This window comes from Halomicronema hongdechloris C2206 (genome assembly GCF_002075285.3).
In the GTDB taxonomy this organism is placed as follows: Bacteria; Cyanobacteriota; Cyanobacteriia; order Phormidesmidales; family Phormidesmidaceae; genus Halomicronema_B; species Halomicronema_B hongdechloris.
Genome location: NZ_CP021983.2, coordinates 3461104 through 3477073 on the forward strand (window position 1 = coordinate 3461104; position 15970 = coordinate 3477073).

The 15970-nt window shown below is 55.0% G+C and carries 15 protein-coding genes and 1 pseudogene; 1 reads left to right on the forward strand and 15 read right to left on the reverse strand.

Annotated elements, in window-relative coordinates; all coding sequences use genetic code 11:
• The 10 genes from XM38_RS15720 to XM38_RS28245 all read right to left on the reverse strand — a co-directional run bounded on the left by XM38_RS15720 (position 1) and on the right by XM38_RS28245 (position 10503).
• Positions 1 to 765, reverse strand: coding sequence for a hypothetical protein (locus tag XM38_RS15720; RefSeq protein ID WP_088430333.1), 765 nt, complete (start codon positions 763 to 765; stop codon positions 1 to 3).
• Positions 766 to 798: 33 nt separating this feature from the next.
• The gene (locus XM38_RS15725) at positions 799 to 1242 is read right to left on the reverse strand and encodes a hypothetical protein (RefSeq protein WP_080804956.1); all 444 of its coding nucleotides are present in this window, start codon (positions 1240 to 1242) and stop codon (positions 799 to 801) included.
• Positions 1239 to 1895, reverse strand: a complete 657-nt coding sequence (locus XM38_RS15730) for a phage baseplate assembly protein V (protein WP_080804958.1) — start codon at positions 1893 to 1895, stop codon at positions 1239 to 1241. The genes XM38_RS15725 and XM38_RS15730 overlap by 4 nt, the downstream gene beginning before the upstream one ends.
• Complete coding sequence (locus XM38_RS15735) at positions 1892 to 2932, reverse strand: hypothetical protein (protein WP_088430335.1); 1041 nt, start codon at positions 2930 to 2932, stop codon at positions 1892 to 1894. Before XM38_RS15735 ends, XM38_RS15730 begins: the two co-directional genes overlap by 4 nt.
• Before the next feature lie 12 nt (positions 2933 to 2944).
• A complete protein-coding gene (locus XM38_RS15740) occupies positions 2945 to 3538 on the reverse strand; it encodes a DNA circularization N-terminal domain-containing protein (protein WP_080804965.1) in 594 nt (197 codons plus the stop codon).
• A 2-nt stretch (positions 3539 to 3540) separates the two neighbouring features.
• Positions 3541 to 4740 (reverse strand): hypothetical protein, encoded by a 1200-nt coding sequence (locus tag XM38_RS26050; protein WP_080804967.1) that lies wholly within the window; start codon positions 4738 to 4740, stop codon positions 3541 to 3543.
• A complete protein-coding gene (locus tag XM38_RS15750) occupies positions 4737 to 5276 on the reverse strand; it encodes a hypothetical protein (RefSeq protein WP_137455141.1) in 540 nt (179 codons plus the stop codon). The genes XM38_RS26050 and XM38_RS15750 overlap by 4 nt, the downstream gene beginning before the upstream one ends.
• 14 nt (positions 5277 to 5290) lie before the next feature.
• Positions 5291 to 5791, reverse strand: coding sequence for a hypothetical protein (locus XM38_RS15755; protein ID WP_080804971.1), 501 nt, complete (start codon positions 5789 to 5791; stop codon positions 5291 to 5293).
• A gap of 65 nt (positions 5792 to 5856) precedes the next feature.
• Positions 5857 to 7527: a phage tail sheath C-terminal domain-containing protein gene (locus tag XM38_RS15760; RefSeq protein ID WP_088430341.1), complete on the reverse strand. Its 1671-nt coding sequence runs from the start codon at positions 7525 to 7527 to the stop codon at positions 5857 to 5859.
• Between the two features lie 753 nt (positions 7528 to 8280).
• Positions 8281 to 10503 (reverse strand): S8 family serine peptidase, encoded by a 2223-nt coding sequence (locus XM38_RS28245; protein ID WP_306441524.1) that lies wholly within the window; start codon positions 10501 to 10503, stop codon positions 8281 to 8283.
• Between the two features lie 449 nt (positions 10504 to 10952).
• On the opposite strand from XM38_RS28245, the gene XM38_RS15770 reads away from it, so the two are divergent.
• Positions 10953 to 11513: a hypothetical protein gene (locus XM38_RS15770; protein WP_202978903.1), complete on the forward strand. Its 561-nt coding sequence runs from the start codon at positions 10953 to 10955 to the stop codon at positions 11511 to 11513.
• Here the strand turns inward: XM38_RS15770 and XM38_RS27810 are convergent.
• The 5 genes and pseudogenes from XM38_RS27810 to XM38_RS15795 form a co-directional block, all read right to left on the reverse strand.
• Positions 11503 to 12172, reverse strand: a pseudogene (locus XM38_RS27810) (potassium channel family protein). The gene XM38_RS15770 and the pseudogene XM38_RS27810 overlap by 11 nt on opposite strands.
• Positions 12173 to 12252: 80 nt before the next feature.
• On the reverse strand, positions 12253 to 13203 hold the full coding sequence (locus XM38_RS15780) for a F0F1 ATP synthase subunit gamma (RefSeq protein ID WP_080813459.1): 951 nt from the start codon (positions 13201 to 13203) through the stop codon (positions 12253 to 12255).
• Between the two features lie 72 nt (positions 13204 to 13275).
• Entirely contained in the window at positions 13276 to 14793 is a 1518-nt protein-coding gene (gene atpA / locus XM38_RS15785; RefSeq protein WP_080813460.1) for a F0F1 ATP synthase subunit alpha, read from the reverse strand.
• Positions 14794 to 14843: 50 nt separating this feature from the next.
• Positions 14844 to 15404: an ATP synthase F1 subunit delta gene (atpH, locus tag XM38_RS15790; protein WP_080813462.1), complete on the reverse strand. Its 561-nt coding sequence runs from the start codon at positions 15402 to 15404 to the stop codon at positions 14844 to 14846.
• Positions 15401 to 15928, reverse strand: a complete 528-nt coding sequence (locus XM38_RS15795) for a F0F1 ATP synthase subunit B (RefSeq protein WP_080813464.1) — start codon at positions 15926 to 15928, stop codon at positions 15401 to 15403. Before XM38_RS15795 ends, atpH begins: the two co-directional genes overlap by 4 nt.
• Positions 15929 to 15970: the final 42 nt, after the last annotated feature.

Here is a 15970-nt window from a genome sequence, read left to right on the forward strand (position 1 = left end):
CTACCTCCCTACTGTGATCGAAAGGGTGACGTCATGTCCAAAGCTGGCGACTTCCATGTCTTCTACCCGCAGCGTCAGCGTATAGGGGCCGTCCTGGGTGAGCGGCAAAGGCCCTTCGTAGCGAACCACGGGCAGCGAATTTTTGATGTCAAACGCCAAGTCCTGGAATTTGGGCTCAAACGGAATGACCACTGCATTGCCCGAGCGATCGCGGATTTCAAACCGCCAGCGGTAACGCAACCGATTCAGTTGGTGATAGTCCGGATTGAGTTCAAACTCGTCGGTAGAACCGGACTTGAGCCTGCCCCAGTGCAACGGTGCCTCGGCTTCCAAGCGCCCCTGGGTCCGACTCAAGCTGCCGCCGGACTGGGGCGTAATCGAGTTGGCTTTGAGCACATGCACCACACATTTACCTGCCCCCGCCGCGCCGCCAGTCACGCCGCCGTGTTGAGTGGCGTTTTGGGCCGCTTGATCTTCTCCGGCTTGGTCACTCACTCCCAAGGTAATCACGTGAGTCCCCGGCCCCGGTGTAAACCCATCCGTGGTGGGATTGTACGTCTGGGTGGGATCGCTGAGGGCGGTGGGGTTGATGGAATAGCGATCTTCCGCCGCTGGAAACAAACTAGAAAACCAACGGTAGTAGAGAGGAACGCCAGCAAGTTCTGTCGGCAGTTCAGTGATGCTGCCCCGAAACGTAATCGGTGCATTGCCACTAAAGCGATCGCCATCTTTGGGAGTTTCAATTGCCAGTTGAACCGAGGCCATAAATTCTCACCCATGAACCTTAACTGCCGCCAATTACTGTTGCCGATGCTGGGTAAATGAAACAGGGGCGCCGGTTGGCAAAATCACCCCCAAATCGCCCACCACATTAATGGGAATACTGTTGATTTTTACCCCCGGATTATTGAGACTTTGCTGCACCATTCCGGGCCAAGAGGCTTTACCTGGATCGCCTTGGGCACACATCCCTTGGGTGATGATTTTTTTGTCGTTAATCGTCACTGTGGCGTTAAAAGATTTGAAAATCCAAACATCTAATCCCGGTTCTGACGGGGCTGCCGGGGGCGGCGGGATGGGGACGGGGGATGGCGCTAAGCCGTGGGACTGTCCGGCTTGTCCTCGCGAGACTTCTACCAAAGCTTCCACGCCGTTGACTTTGAGCAATCCCCCACTGCTGGCAACCAACTTGAGATTGCCTTTGAGATTTAACAGGTTGGAAAGGTGTAAATCTGCCATCATCCCCCCGTAATTTCATTGCCGCTAATGGTAGTGCTGTTGGCCCCATTGGAAACCACCAAATCGCCATTGATCGTGAACGTGTCGCAAGTGACGTCAATCGGTTTGCCATCTGCCATAATTTGAATGTCCGTGTCATTGGTAATCACGATAGCAATTTCACCCGATTTGATTTCCAAATCGCCGCTGACCCCATCAATTTTGAGGCTGGTTTTAGCTTCGCTATTGTCTTCGGGTTTGGTCACGTCTCGCTGCAGATAAATTGTGCCATCTGAAGTGAATCGCAATTGATTAAGTGTGCCATCGGGGACCCGCTGTTCGAATAAAAGGTCATCTTCTTGATGCAGCGGTGGACGTTCGTCGGCATGGTAAAACCGTCCGGTAATCACGGGTTGGTTGAGGTCACCGTTAATAAATTGCACCAGCACCAAATCTCCCACTCGGGGCGGCGTAGCTACGCCCACGTGGTTGACGGCCAGGGGGACTTTACGCAGTTCCAGGGCTTCATGTTTGAGCTGGACATTGGCTTCGTAATTAAAGTCATCGTCTGCGGCGGTGTGGGGAAAGACGGTCGTCACCACCCCCAACACACTGCCTCGCTGCTGGGCCAGTTCTTGGCGAACCACACTGCGAATAATCTCCAGTAAACGACTCATGGGGCCACCTCCACGGCAATCCGCAGGTCGGTGACAAAGCCCAAAGTTTTACTTACACGATGGCGCAAAGCTCGCACATAGCCCCCTTGGTTCAGCAAGTCATCGGCATTGCCACGGATGGTGAGGGTGTCCCCCAATTCCACTTGGGGTCGCCCCAGCACAGTGAAGCTAATTTCATGCAGCCGTCGGGTGGCGATCGCCCATCGTCCTGCCGCGATCCGATTGGCTAGATCCTGGGTACGGGCCACCGGATCCAGCAACAGCAACGACGATGCTCCCGTTCCAGCTTCCCCCCGATGGTCGGTTGTGTTGGTCGTCAACCAGTGAGCTGTGGTGTCTCCCTGGCGAGACATGGGACTTTCCCCACCGATGGCGATCGCGCCCCAGGTGGGGGGTGTCGCTGGGCCCGGGCAGCCAGCAAATGCTGACCAAAACTGGTAGGTTTCTGCGCCGCCGCCAGTTAAAGCTGTGACGGCACCCCCAATCCCCCCCAGGCCACTGTCGAGATTGGCCACTGCCCCCAGGGCATGGAACTGCACCTGCCCCTGGCGATCGCCATAGAGTTCGTAGCCCAGGCGATCGGCTAGATTTCGCAAATGGGCAAAGCCACTCAACCGTTGATCCACGGTATAGCGCGGCAAGACCGGGCCTTGATCCACCGTACCTGCCGTCAATCCGGCCTGATCGATCAAATCCTGGGCAATGCTGCCTGCACTCTGGTCTTCAAACTGGGCGGCGGTTCGCAGCGTGAGCAGTTGGTTCAGTTTGCCGATCGCCCGCAGTTCCACCCCTGCCAAGCTGGGCCGCAGGGTGATTACCGTTCCCGTGAAGACCGTCTCTTCTTCGCCGTCATGCCCCAGGTTCACCACTACCGCCTCCCCCAGGTTGATGTCCACGCGATCGCTCAACTGCAACCGCAATCCATCGGTGGGAATATCCATATCCCGTTCCACGGTGAGGGCTGTGGGACCGCCAATCGGCGTCGCTGTCGTGGACGTGACGCTACCAAGGGTGATCGAAAAGCTGGGGGCAAGCATGGGCATCGTGGGTTAGAACAAGTCACTCAGATTTTGCAAGGCAGATTTTCCCGATTCAGCTACCTCCACGTAGTCATCCAGCAAGTGACTCAGGGGTTCCGTCGGGTCCCCAAAGTCTGGCAAGTTCAACAGCGTCGTCAGCTCAGACACCTGGGCTAAGGTATCTTGCACGCCGTCCATAAAGTCTGTGGCTTCCCCCACCAGCCCTGTGTCCAGGGCATCCAAGGGAGAGGCGGTGGCGGGCTCCGGCGGTTCGATATACTCCACCACTTCACAGCTAAAGTCGAACTGGTTCGGCGTTTGGACCCGTTGGGCGATCGCCAACTGGCGAATCAACACCTGGGTGAAATATCCCTCTCCGATCGCTTCAGTAAAAAAATCCACGGGTTGCTGGGCCAAATAAGCCTCTCGCAACTGTTGCAAATCGGCACTGGCCCTATCGCCGTAAAAGATCCCTTGCAACCTCACCACGACCGAAGGCCGTCCCAGGGTTTGGGCCAGATCTCCTGCCATTCCCGGGACCCTGTGGTGCACAATGCGGGCCTGTTCTCGCACCGAGACCTGGGTGAGTGACGTCAGCGTGATGCTGCCAATTTCCACTGCCATAGCTACTCTCCTGAGACGCCATAGGTGCGGCTAAATTCAAACGCCAGGTGATCTTCTAAATGCGCCAGGATGTGATCCAGGTCGGTGGCGTCAAGACTAGGGCAATTGGGGGACTCACCGGCGATGGTATCCGCCGGGTCTGGCGTCCTGGGAGCCTCACTCGGGTTAACGGTGACAGTATCCGGGGCTGGCGTTGGGGATTGTTCGGGGTTGTCGTCAAGGGCATTCATGGCTGAAGGACTCGACGGAACATTGTCAGCCGAGGTAGGCGTTGCTGGGGTGGCTGGGGTGCCGTTTGATGCACCGGGATTGAGGTGGGTTTTGAGGATGGCGCCCATGCGGGCAGGGCTTTGGATGAGGTGGAGGGTGGGGGGGATGGGGAGATGAGGGGGAGATGGGATCGCGGTTTCCTGTGGGATGGGGAGATGGGGAGATGGGGAGATGGGGAGATGAGTGGGGTGAGATTGTTTCGTGGCTGCTGGGGCAGAGGTTTGAGGGGGGGTGAACTGGTGGAGATCGGTGGGATTATCCGGGGATTTTGGGGGATTGGGTTGGAGGTTTAGGGTAGCGATCGCTCGATTGATTTTCATCAGTTCTGCGGTGTAGGCAGCGTTAGTCTGGTTTGCCTGAGCTGGAGGAGGATTAGAGGACAGCTCAGGGGGTACAAATTCGGCAGGGACTGGGAATGCGGGCGATCGCGTTGGCCTACGAAGTTCCAGGGATTCCGTCGATCTGGTTTGGGATAGTCCGGTTTGGGAAAGGGGCTGAGAACTCGCTATTTGGAACGTTCTGAAGCCAGAATTCTGGGTTTCAGAGGATGCTGAAACGGGATCGGGGAGATTAGCGAAATAGCCGGGTAAGGGGGAAGGGGCGATCGCTTGTTCAGTTCTTCTTCCGCCAGTTGTCTCAGTCATCTTGCGTTTAGGACGCCGATCGAGACGATCGACTAGCGACCAGTTCGGATCGAGTCCCCACGCTGAAGTCTGATCAGCCGCTGCTGGGAAGTCACCCGTCTGACCGGCTCGCTGTCCTACCTTGGCCACGGTTACCAACTGTTCCGAGAGCTGGTCGATGGGATCGCTCAGCAAGGTTTGCACGGTCTCGGGTAACCCGTTTTGGCGAGGCGGGGTTAGTAATTGCTGGGTTAAGTGCAACCAGCGATCGGCGATGGTCAACAGGGCTTGGGTGGCGCGAATAGTCATGGGGTAGAGGTCTCCTGCCGATTTTCCAGGGCCAAGAGGCGTTCAATGCCGGCCAGATAGACGGCCACTTGACCGGGGGTGAGTTGGCTAACCTGTTGCGGCGTCCAGCCGAAGTGCTGGGCCAGTCGTAGGTGAGTTTCGCCCAGGGGAGACTGGAGGGTTTCATCCAGGGCTTCCCCATCTGCCCCCAACCCTGACACAAGGTTGACCTGACGCACCAGGTAATGGACCAACCCCACATGCATTTTGCGAATCTGCTCCAGACTTAGGGCCGGATCAACCACGGCTTCTTTGATCATCAAAACTGGCACCAGACTGGCGTCGTCTCGGGCAGCCCGCGAGATCAACGTCATTGTCATTAGGGTTAGGGGCTGAATTCGCACAATTCCCGGGGACCCGTTAGCTGCCGGATTTGCATTGGGGGTCAGAATGGCCGGGGGAATTTCCACCGTATGAATCACCTGGCTACCGACTAGCAAATCTTGGGCCGATAGACACTGGGCCATGTCTCGATCGCGAAGGGCATCCATAGTCATGCGTTAGGTTTCCTCTAGGTCTCCTCAAAGGCGAGTCGCAGCGCTTGGAAGGACACCGCTTCCATGACAAAGTCATCCCCCGGAATGTGGTAGTTCCAGCTATCAAATTTGACGCCGAAGACGGTGACTGTGCTGCTTTGCTCCGGTCGGGCGGGGTCGTTGAGTCGGGCCACGATATTGAAAACGGGCTGGACGAAATTCGGTCCCGGTGGCGGGCTGACAGCCCCTTCTCCTAGCAGCAGTCGCAGAAGTGCGCCATTCACATGGGCGCGTTCGGCTTGACCCGAAATCCGAATCACGCCAGGGCGCAGGTGGGTGGGGTAGCGTTTGCCGATTTCATAGAAAGGTTTGAGGTCGCTGGAAACGGCGATCGCCAAATTCCGCAACCGCCCCACGGCATTACTCAAGTCATATTCGGTAACCAGGCTGTCAGCGATCGCCCCCTCCGGAGAGGTGGCATCTTCTACCCCCAGCACCAGGGCAGCGTCGATCGCTCGAAACACATCATTGGGCATGGTGAATCGCTCCTCCAGAATTGGCTCAATAATTAGCTCAATGGACTCATGGACGTTAGCGGGACTTATTTCAGATTCATCGTGACGCGGATAAAGTCGATGCTGAAGGTTGGCTGCAGCGTCATCGTCACATTCACTTCCCCGGCAATCTCTTGAGCCCGAGTTGCCGTCACCTCCAAGCTGTAGCCAGTCAGAGCCTCATCTTCAACCATGCGGGTTAGGAAGGCATCCAGCGTAGCCTTCAGCGCCCCCCGTACCCGCGCATTGTTCAGCCGACCAATGTAGGGATTGGCAGCAGAGCGAACCCCGTATTTGGCATAGTCCACGATCCGACGGGTGGGAATGGCTGAAAAGGGGGCGCCTTCGCCCGCTGTGGTGAGCCCCTTGACGATCCGATAGCCCAGCTTGGGAATCACCGTCAGCACGTTGCGCTTAATCAACTGAATCTGCTGCCCCGGATTTGCCGAAAGCGCTAAACCTGGCACAATCAAAGGCTTATTGGTCAGGCTAGTTTGTACGGGCAGAGAGGCAATCAACCCAGCAACCGCCGCTGCTGTGTAGGCGGTAGGCAGTACTATCCCGTCCACAGTAATCATCCCAGGGGCAACCAGGATGAGGCGATCGTCGGCGATGTTATGCCCCAGAAACTCTGCAACCGTGTCTCCGGGTGCCCCCATCACCCCAATTCGCTCATGGTCTGTTTGCTCGGTGGATTTGAGATGGGCTTGCAACACCGACCCCATCGCCTCGGCATCTTGCCCGGCCAATACCACAATGTTGATCAGCTCATCGGCGAGGACAGCTAGCCCTTCCCCGTATTCCGTGGCAGCGGCTTCTGCCCCGTTACTCCCTGGCGTATTGCTCCCCGTGCCAAAGTAGGCATTGACCCCAACCTGAGGCAGATTTCCTCCTGCAGTTGCGTTAGGGGTGGTGTCTACCAACAGCGAGGTTTGGTTGACTAGGGTGGCTAGATAGTTGCCATCGGGGACGGTGTAGGACTCGCTTAGGGGACTAATGTCTAAATTGACCTGTACACAACTGGCTTGATCCACTAGATAAGATGCCAGGAGGCGATCGCCATTGGCTGCATCGGGGGCTTCTCCCGTGGCAAAGATCAAGCTACCATCCTCGACGGTAACAACCACCTGTCCCGATTCAGGCGTTTTAGTTTCTGTCCCTTCCTGATAGACAATGTCCAGTGGTTTCGTCAGCTTACTGACGCCTCGGTAAATCCGGATTTGGTTTTCGGCTGACGGCACGATGGGGGCATAATTCAGCCCGGTAAACGTGTCTTCGTAAACCTCCGATTCAATCCGGCAGTCCTCCTCTGCTTCGGCTATCTCAATTTGCAGATCGTTGGCCCAGGTACCGGGTGTCTTTGCCACCAAATTGACTGTCGAGTTGCCATTGCTGTCGCGCACAGCATAGGTCGCCTTCGACTGGCTGCTCCCCGCCACCCGAACAGCCACCACACTCGATGCCCCATTGTTGTAAAGCTGCTCCAAAGTTCGCACCAGTGTCAGGGGATTACTGCCATCCACTGGCTGAGCAAAGTCATCGGGTAGACCAAAAACCTCTCGGGCATTGGCAAAACCGGATAAGGTCACAGGTTCACCAACGGGACCACTGGCAGCAGTGCCGACAATGCCAACAATGCCTGTCGCCACACGTCCAGCCGAGATCAGTCCTTCGGAACGCACAGTAATATACGTTCCCGGAATGATCATTTCAACCATTGCAAATTTCCTCCAAGCAAGTCAGGAATTTTTAGAAAGACAACCAGATTGATGGGGCAGCCCAAAAATAGCAACCAGTCAAACCTAAATCGCGCTGTCTTGAGATAGACAGGGTCTGTTCAAGACAACAATAGTCGCTTGCCAAAAATCAGACAGTAACAAACAAACAGTCAAGAGCCAAAAGGCATCTGTCAATCCCTAGAGTACTTATTGGGCAATGAAGAGAGGCTTCCCTATTGATTGCCAAACCGATGTATCACTAAAGACATAAAGCACCTAGTTTTCAACTTATTGACTTAAGGAATCATAAAATTCGGATTGATATACCTCAGACAATGTGAAATTAATCATTCAACAAAGTTGTCTCTCATGCTGCTACCTAAACCTATTAAAATTTCGGCCAACCTTCAATGTTTTCTAACAAATAAATATGTCGCAATGTAATAAAAGTTGTAAAGATTCAGGGGTTACGCTGCCAAGAGGGTTTCATCCTCTGCCGAGGTTTGGGGCAGTATGGAAGGTGGTTCCTGCCCAAACCGTGCTGCATGTATCGCTTGGGTCAAAAACTCCAGTACATTGTGCTCTTGCGCCTGCAATGAGGTGACCACCGTCAACATGCGAGCGACAAACTCACTGCCCGCCTGAGATTGAGCTCCCCTCCAGCCCCTACTCCTAACAAGGGGAGCCGGAACATCAGAAAGACCTGCACCACCGCAAACAACTCGTCACTCGTCACTCGTCACTCGTCACCCGTCACTCCGGCTCTAAGCCCTGCGGGTAGGCTTCGCCTTTCTTGAATGCCGCTAGGCTATACACCCCAACCCCCCCATCCACCCATTCACTCATCCACTCGCCTCTCCGTCCTCCGTCCTCCGTTCTCCGTCCTCCGTCCTCCGTTCTCCCCTGGCAAGGCCTCAACTCAACCCCAAACCTAGGTCCCAGCGATGTAATTTGCCGGTGGCGGTGGGGGGCGTGGTCGACGATGCGCAGTTGCCATAGTCCCTGGGCGGAGTCTCCTAGAAGTGTCATCAGCAGTGGAGTGGTGGTATGAGTGTAGGTGGCCTGGAGTTGGGTCTTGCTGCCTAGGGTACGTCCCTGCAGCAGTACCGAGTGACCGCTGGGACTACTCAGGGTGAGGCTGAGGTCACCGAGAAAGTCGTGGTCAATGTCGACTCGCACTTCGATGGCCTCTAGCCTGCCACTCTCCTGGCAGCGCAGGGTGCTGACCACACCGTTGGGGTCGGCGTCAGGGATGGGGCTGGCGATGCTTTGCTCTAGCCAGAGGGTGCGATAACTACGGCGGTCCATGATTGCCATCTGGCGGGCGGCTTGGACGGCGCGCTGGGCGTTGACCTTGCCGTGGCCAAACCAGTGGGAGTGGCCGTTTTTACTGTAGGTGCCGTGGCTTAGCCCTAATTGCAGGTCCTGGCGCTGGTCGATAATCTTATCGGCGGTGCTTTGCAGGATCTGCCGCACCTGCTGAGCCGTGAGGTTGGGGTTAGCCGATAGCATCAGTCCCACTACCCCGGCCACTACGGGGCAAGAGCTGGAGGTACCGCCGAAACGCTTGGTGTAGCTCTCGGCGCCATAGCCGGCCGAGCCGGTGCGATCGCAGGTGACCATACCCCGACCCGGCTGCCACTGGGAGATGGTTGGGCCCGTGGCCACGGTGCCCAGCTTCGGCAAAGCCATACTAGGAGCGGCGTTATTGCTGGGAGCGGCCACGGCCACCGCGTCGCCCCAATTGCTGTAGGCGGCCTTTTGGCCCAGGCTGGTGCAGGCGCTTACCGTGATCACGTCAGGGTGTACGGCAAAGCCATTCAGCCAGGTGGTGTCTCCCTTTAAGGCCTGGTTAGGCCAGCCTTTTTCCGTCACCGTGCCGCTGACGGGGCGGTTGGCATTACCGGCCGAGAAGACAATGACGCAGCCCTTGCCGTGGCGGCCGTGAGTGGCGGCTTTGGTGAGGGCGTGGCGCTGTCGCAGGGACAGGGGAAAATACACCGAGGCCGGCGACCAGCTACAGACGATGACGGCGGCCCCCTGGTCCATGGCCGCTGCGAACAGGCGCTCGATGGACTCGTCGTCCAGGTAACCGGTGGTGCGAATGGGCATAACGCTACAGCCAGGGGCCACCCCCACCACCCCTTGGCCATTCTCTTCGGCAATGGCCAACCCAGCCACGGCGGTGCCGTGGTTGTCGTGGCTCTCCAGGGGTAGGGGCAGGGCATCCTGGTCCCGCAGGTCGGTGGGGGCCACGATCTTGCCTAGGCCCTGCAGGTCAGGATGGTCCAGGTCGAAACCATCGTCGGTGACGGCAATGACGATGGAACGGCTGCCGCGGGTGATTTCCCAGGCGGCTTCCACGTCGATGTGGCTGTGGCTGGCCAACTCGTCGCCGCCGCTGTGGTTCAGGTGCCACTGCTGGCTGTAGCGATCGTCGCTGGGCCGGTAGAGCAGGGCGCTCTGTACCACCACATTGGGTTCGGCCAGTAATACCTCCGGGCGCTGGCTGAGGCGATTGGCCAGCTTGATCGGGTTCTCGCTGGCCCGCTGATCTAGGGCAAAGACATAGGCGCGGGGAATGCCTTCCAGGGGTTTGACCAGGGTCAGGCCCAGGGAAGCTGCGATCGCATCCACCTCGGCCTCCAGCGTTGTCTCCTTCACCTGCAGGGTGAGCTCTTCGGTCAGATAGACATAGGTCTGGCGACTCTGCACCAGGCGATACACATGGCTGGCATAGCGCACCGCCTCATCCTGGCGGGCCGCAGCCAGAGTCGATTCCAGCCGATGGGCCGGCACCACCCACTCCAGCAGCTGTCCCCGAGCCACAGGCCGCATCGACTGGGGCCGCCACTGACTCTGCAAACGCTGCAGCTGACTAGCATCTTGCAAGCGGGTGGTAAAGCGATCCACCACCTTCTCCAGCAGCAGCTCCTCGCCGCCGCGCTGCAAAATCACCCCCTGGGGCATCGACATCCATCGGCTATATCCCTATCAAGGTGAGAGAGTATCTTTGAGCTCATAATATCCAGCATTTCCTGGCTGGGGGAGGTACAGCCTACCTCCCGACATCAGAGGACATTGGAAACTCGGCTGAAAGGCCTGTAAGTTAGGCGTTTTAGAGCGTATGATTCTATTGGCCGGAGGCCAGTCTGGAGCAAGGTTGCAGGGTACTTTCCAGATACCCTCTCAAGGGAGTCATGGTCATCCGTGTACCTCACTAGCCTCAAAAACGCTGTAGCTGAGTCAACGAATCTCAGTAATTAGCAATTACTAGAGAAGCTCATATGGATCATGCTAATACGAACGACTACTTGGATAGGCTGCTAACGTTGTATGAGGAAAAGCTCAAGCGCTTCCGGCTGTCCCTAACCTTATGCTTAGTCGGGACAACTATATTCTTTTGCTTAATCTTCTTTCCATACATGACCCTCATCGGCAATAGAGAAGATTGTCGAGTCAATCAGTATCAATGCACTGAACTCGAACAATCTCAGCTGGAGGAACGATTTTCAGAAGTGACCACAAATTGGGGCAAGATCCCCGTCTCAACAGCTGAGGTCGTTATTTTCTTCCCGGCGGCTATTGCTTTTGGATTTGTTAGTGTGGCGGCCCAGCTGCAAGCCTTAATGCGCTTACGTCGGGCAGTTCATCGCCAGATAAAGTCTTTTTCGAATCAGATGGATGTTACCCTAATTGCGCCGTTGCTCATTGATCCAAAACAAAGCATCGTCGATCAAATGGCTGGCGGATTAACGCTACTCTTGCCGGCCATTATCTTTTTATATTCAGTTAGATTAATTCTAATCCGCCTTGAAATACTCAGAAATAAACTTCCCTATTTCCAAGGTGCACGGTTCTATTATTTTGTTTATCTCCTCAGTGCAGTTTTAATCCTCTTCAGCCTAGTAAGAGTAGGAGTTCGCTGGCATCAAGATAAATACGATCGAAAATGTAATCAGTCTGATCCTACGACTATGCAGTAGGGTATTGCCAGGTGAAGAAGTCAATCAACTGTCGCACCAAGTGGGGCTTGGTTACCGCCAAAATGGTAGATCCCTGCTCTAAAATCGTGCTGCCATTGGGAATAATCAGGTCTTCATGGGGATGAGCCTGATAACCAATGATCAGAGTGCCTTGGGGGAACCGAGGGTCACGGGCAAGATCCGCTAAACTGCGCCCCAACATAGAACATTTAGAAAGAACATTTAGAAGGAATAGAAAGCTTGAGTACTTCGACTTGGCCCTGCTCAAAATGCATCATGGCATCCACTTGGGGATACTCGATGGCATTGACAACTCGGGTAATGGCTAAATCAGTGGTGCTGATGATGTGGGTAGCTCCGGCCAGTCGATAGGGATCAGTAAAATCGCGATCACTCATGCGCACCACGATTTGGGCAACACCGTAGTGTTTTGACAAGGTTACCAGGGCCAAGTTCAAAGCATCGTCCCGCAAAGCTCCGATGACGATATCGGCTCGGCGAATCCCAGCCTCCAGTAGCACTGTTGTGCTGACAGCGCTGCCCTCAAAAGCCATCAGGCCAATTTTTTCGCGGGCATGCTGACAGGCCAGAGAATCAGTGTCGACTACTGCGATGGTGTGACCTAGGGGGAGGATGCCATCGGCAAAAAAATGAGGCAGCCGATAGCCACCTCATCTATGAAATCAGACCTGAGCGATAACGAGAGCTTTTGCGAAGCCAGACCTAAACCTAGTCAGCATTAGCCTAGGGCTTCGGCACCACCCACCACTTCTAGAATTTCTTGGGTGATGGCTGCCTGACGAGCTTTGTTGTAGGTCAGGTTTAGGGTTTTCACCAACTCCTTAGCATTTTCGCTGGCATTATTCATGGCCGTCATCCGCGCCGCCAACTCACTAGCTGCTGACTCTTGTAACGCTCGCAGAATCTGATTATTCAGGTATAGAGGCAACAGGGCATCCAAAATCTGCACCGGATCCTGCTCGAAGATCATGTCCTGGGGTAAGCTTTGGGGCGCCGAAGACTCCATCTTCTGCCGCTCTACCTGAAATTCTCCCGCCCGAGTAGTCAGACGGAAGATCTCATCATCTGAGGACTCTAATCCCTGTGGATCGAGGGGAAGCAGGGTCTGTACAACGGGGCGAGAGCTCACTAGGGAGACGAACTTGGTGTAAACCAGTTCCACCCGGTCAACCGTCTCAGACAAGAATAGTGACAGCAGCTCATCGGCAATTTGAGAAGCCTCATCGGCAGTAGGGACCTGCTCTAAGCCGGTGAAGGTGGCATCAATGGGTTGCTCCCGGCGCTTGAAGTATTGCACTGATTTTCGCCCTACCAGCACATAGTTATAGCCGATGTTCTCAGCCGTGAGCTCTTTGGCTCGGTTCTCAGCCCGACGAATCACGTTGGTGTTGTAACCACCGCATAATCCTCGATCACCTGAAATTACTAACAGTGCAACGTTGTCGACAGGTCGTTGCTGCAGTAGGGGTAAATCGACGTCTTCAAATTTGAGCCGGGTCTGCAGGCCATAGAGTACTTGGGCTAGCCGGTCGGCAAAGGGGCGAGTGGCAATCACTTGCTCCTGGGCTCGACGTACTTTAGCGGCGGCCACTAACCGCATAGCCTCGGTAATTTTACGGGTATTTTTGACCGAATTGATGCGATCGCGAATCGCTTTTAAGTTAGGCATGACATCTCCTCATATCCGCTAGGGGTTTACCGAAGCCAGATGAGATTCTGATTTCGGCCAAGTAGAGCGTGACTAAGCAGCTGCCATAAAGGCTTGCTTAGCTTCTTGGATGCCTTCCTTGAGGAGGGTCTCAATCTCGTCGGTCAACTTCCTCTCGCTGCGCACTAACTCGGCATACTTGGTCTTGTTATTGCGAATATACTCCCGCATCTCCTGCGCAAAGGTCGCGACCTTGTCCACTGGGATGTCATCCATGTAGCCATTAATGCCCGCATAGATAATCGCAATCTGCTCGTCCACCGGCAGCGGAGAATATTGAGGCTGCTTCAGTAATTCCCGCAGGCGCTGGCCTCGAGCCAGCTGGCGTTGGGTAGCAGGGTCTAAATCAGAGGCAAACTGGGAGAAAGCCTGCAGCTCATCAAACTGAGCTAGCTCCAGCTTCACCTTACCCGCCACCTTCTTCATGGCCTTGATCTGGGCCGACGACCCCACTCGGGATACCGAAATACCAGCGTTAATAGCAGGCCGCAAGCCTGAGTTGAACAAATCAGACGACAGGAAGATCTGGCCATCGGTGATGGAAATCACGTTGGTGGGAATGTAGGCTGAGACGTCCCCAGCCTGGGTTTCAATAATGGGTAGGGCCGTCATACTACCTTCACCCATCTCAGGACTCAGCTTGGCAGCCCGCTCTAACAATCGAGAATGGAGATAAAACACATCGCCAGGATAGGCTTCTCGACCCGGTGGACGGCGCAGCAGTAGGGACATCTGGCGATAGGCTTGAGCCTGCTTAGACAGGTCATCATAGATCACCAGTGTGTGCTTACCCTGGTACATGAAGTGCTCGGCTAGGGCCGCCCCCGTGTAAGGAGCCAAATACTGCAGCGGAGCCGGATCATTGGCATTAGCCGAGACGACGACGGTGTAATCCATGGCACCGCGTTCTTCCAGAACGCTGACCACTTGAGCGACAGAAGATGCCTTTTGACCAATGGCCACATATACACAGATGACATCTTCAGTCTTCTGATTCAGGATGGTGTCAATGGCGATGGCGGTCTTCCCAGTCTGCCGGTCGCCGATGATCAGCTCTCGCTGCCCCCGACCAATGGGAATCATCGCATCAATGGCAGTAATGCCCGTCTGTAGAGGTTCATAGACCGATTTACGGGCAATAATGCCAGGAGCTGGCGATTCAATCAGTCGAGTTTCACTGGTTTGGATATCTCCCTTCCCATCAATGGGACGAGCCAGGGCATCTACTGTGCGGCCAAGCAGCGCCTCTCCCACAGGCACAGAGGCAATTTTACCGGTAGCCGTCACAGGGCTTCCTTCTTGAATCCCCCGGCCAGCTCCCATCAATACAGCCCCCACATTATCCTCTTCTAGGTTGAGGGCAATCCCAACTGTGCCGTCCTCAAACTCCAGCAACTCACTGGCCATGCATTTGTCTAGGCCATAGATGCGGGCGATACCATCACCAACCTGCAGCACTGTCCCTACATTGGAAACCTTGACCTCTTGGTCGTACTGCTCAATTTGCTGGCGAATAATGCTGCTAATTTCGTCAGGTCTGATGCTAACCATGGGCGTTACTCTAAAACTTCAATAAACGTCAAGACAAAGGAACTGACCAGCTATACTGTAGCCGAGCTGAGCTGCATACCAATACGGCGTAACTGCCCCCGTAAACTGGCATCAACTACCTGGGAGCCGACCTTGATAATGACGCCCCCCAGTAAATCTGGGTTAATCTCAATGGTCAACTCTGCTTGGTGAGCCCCCGTCATTTCAATTACCTGTTGGCGGAGGGCTGCCTGTTGCGCCTCTGATAGGTCAACGGCTGCCGTTACTTCGGCCAAGACAGTCTGCTTTAGTTCCCGTAATAGGGCTTGATACTGCCTCAGGATATCTGTCAGCAACAGAATGCGACCACGATCTACCAAGAGCATGAGAAAGTTGAGCATTAACGGATGCACTGTCTCTCTAACTAGCTCCTTTAGAGCCCCTTTCTTAGCGGCACTAGAGACAAGGGGATTGTTCAAAAACTGGGTTAACTCATCGGATGTCGTCAGCAAAGACAGTAAGGCATCAGCATCTTCTCCAAAGCGCTCGGCCAAATCATTATCCTGGGCAATGGCCAATAGCGCTTCAGCATAAGGACCGACAATCTCAGCAGTAACATTGCTTGTGCTCATGAACGACCTCCCGTCAACAGGGCAATGCTGCGATCAATCAAACGACGCTGATAATCAGCATCTAGTCGATGAGGCAATTCAGCTTCCACCTGCTCCATAGCTAGAGCAACCACTCGTTGGCGCAGTTCTTGTAGTACGCGTTCCTGTTGAGAGGTCAAGTCGCGGGCTGCATTAGCCTTCATCCGCTCAATATCTTCTTGAGCTTCAGCCAAAATAGTTTCCCGCGCTTTAGCGGCTGACTCTTCCGCCTTAGCCAGAATTTGTCTTGCCTCCGCTTTGGCCTGGGCAAGTCTCTGCTGCTGTTCAGCTAAGGCAGCAGATGCCTTTTGCTTACGCTGTTCAGCTTCCGTGATGGCTTCTTCAATAGAGGCACGACGCTGACTCAGGGTATTCCCCAAGAACTTTCTACCGAAGTAAACCAAAATGCCGATGACGATAGCTAAGTTGATGAGATTGGTCTCTAGGATGTCGAAATTGAGACCCAATCCCCCCTCTTCTGTTGCTAGCAACGAAACGATAGCCATAACCCTTATGTCTTCAACGGTGCAGCCTGCCAACACTGCTGA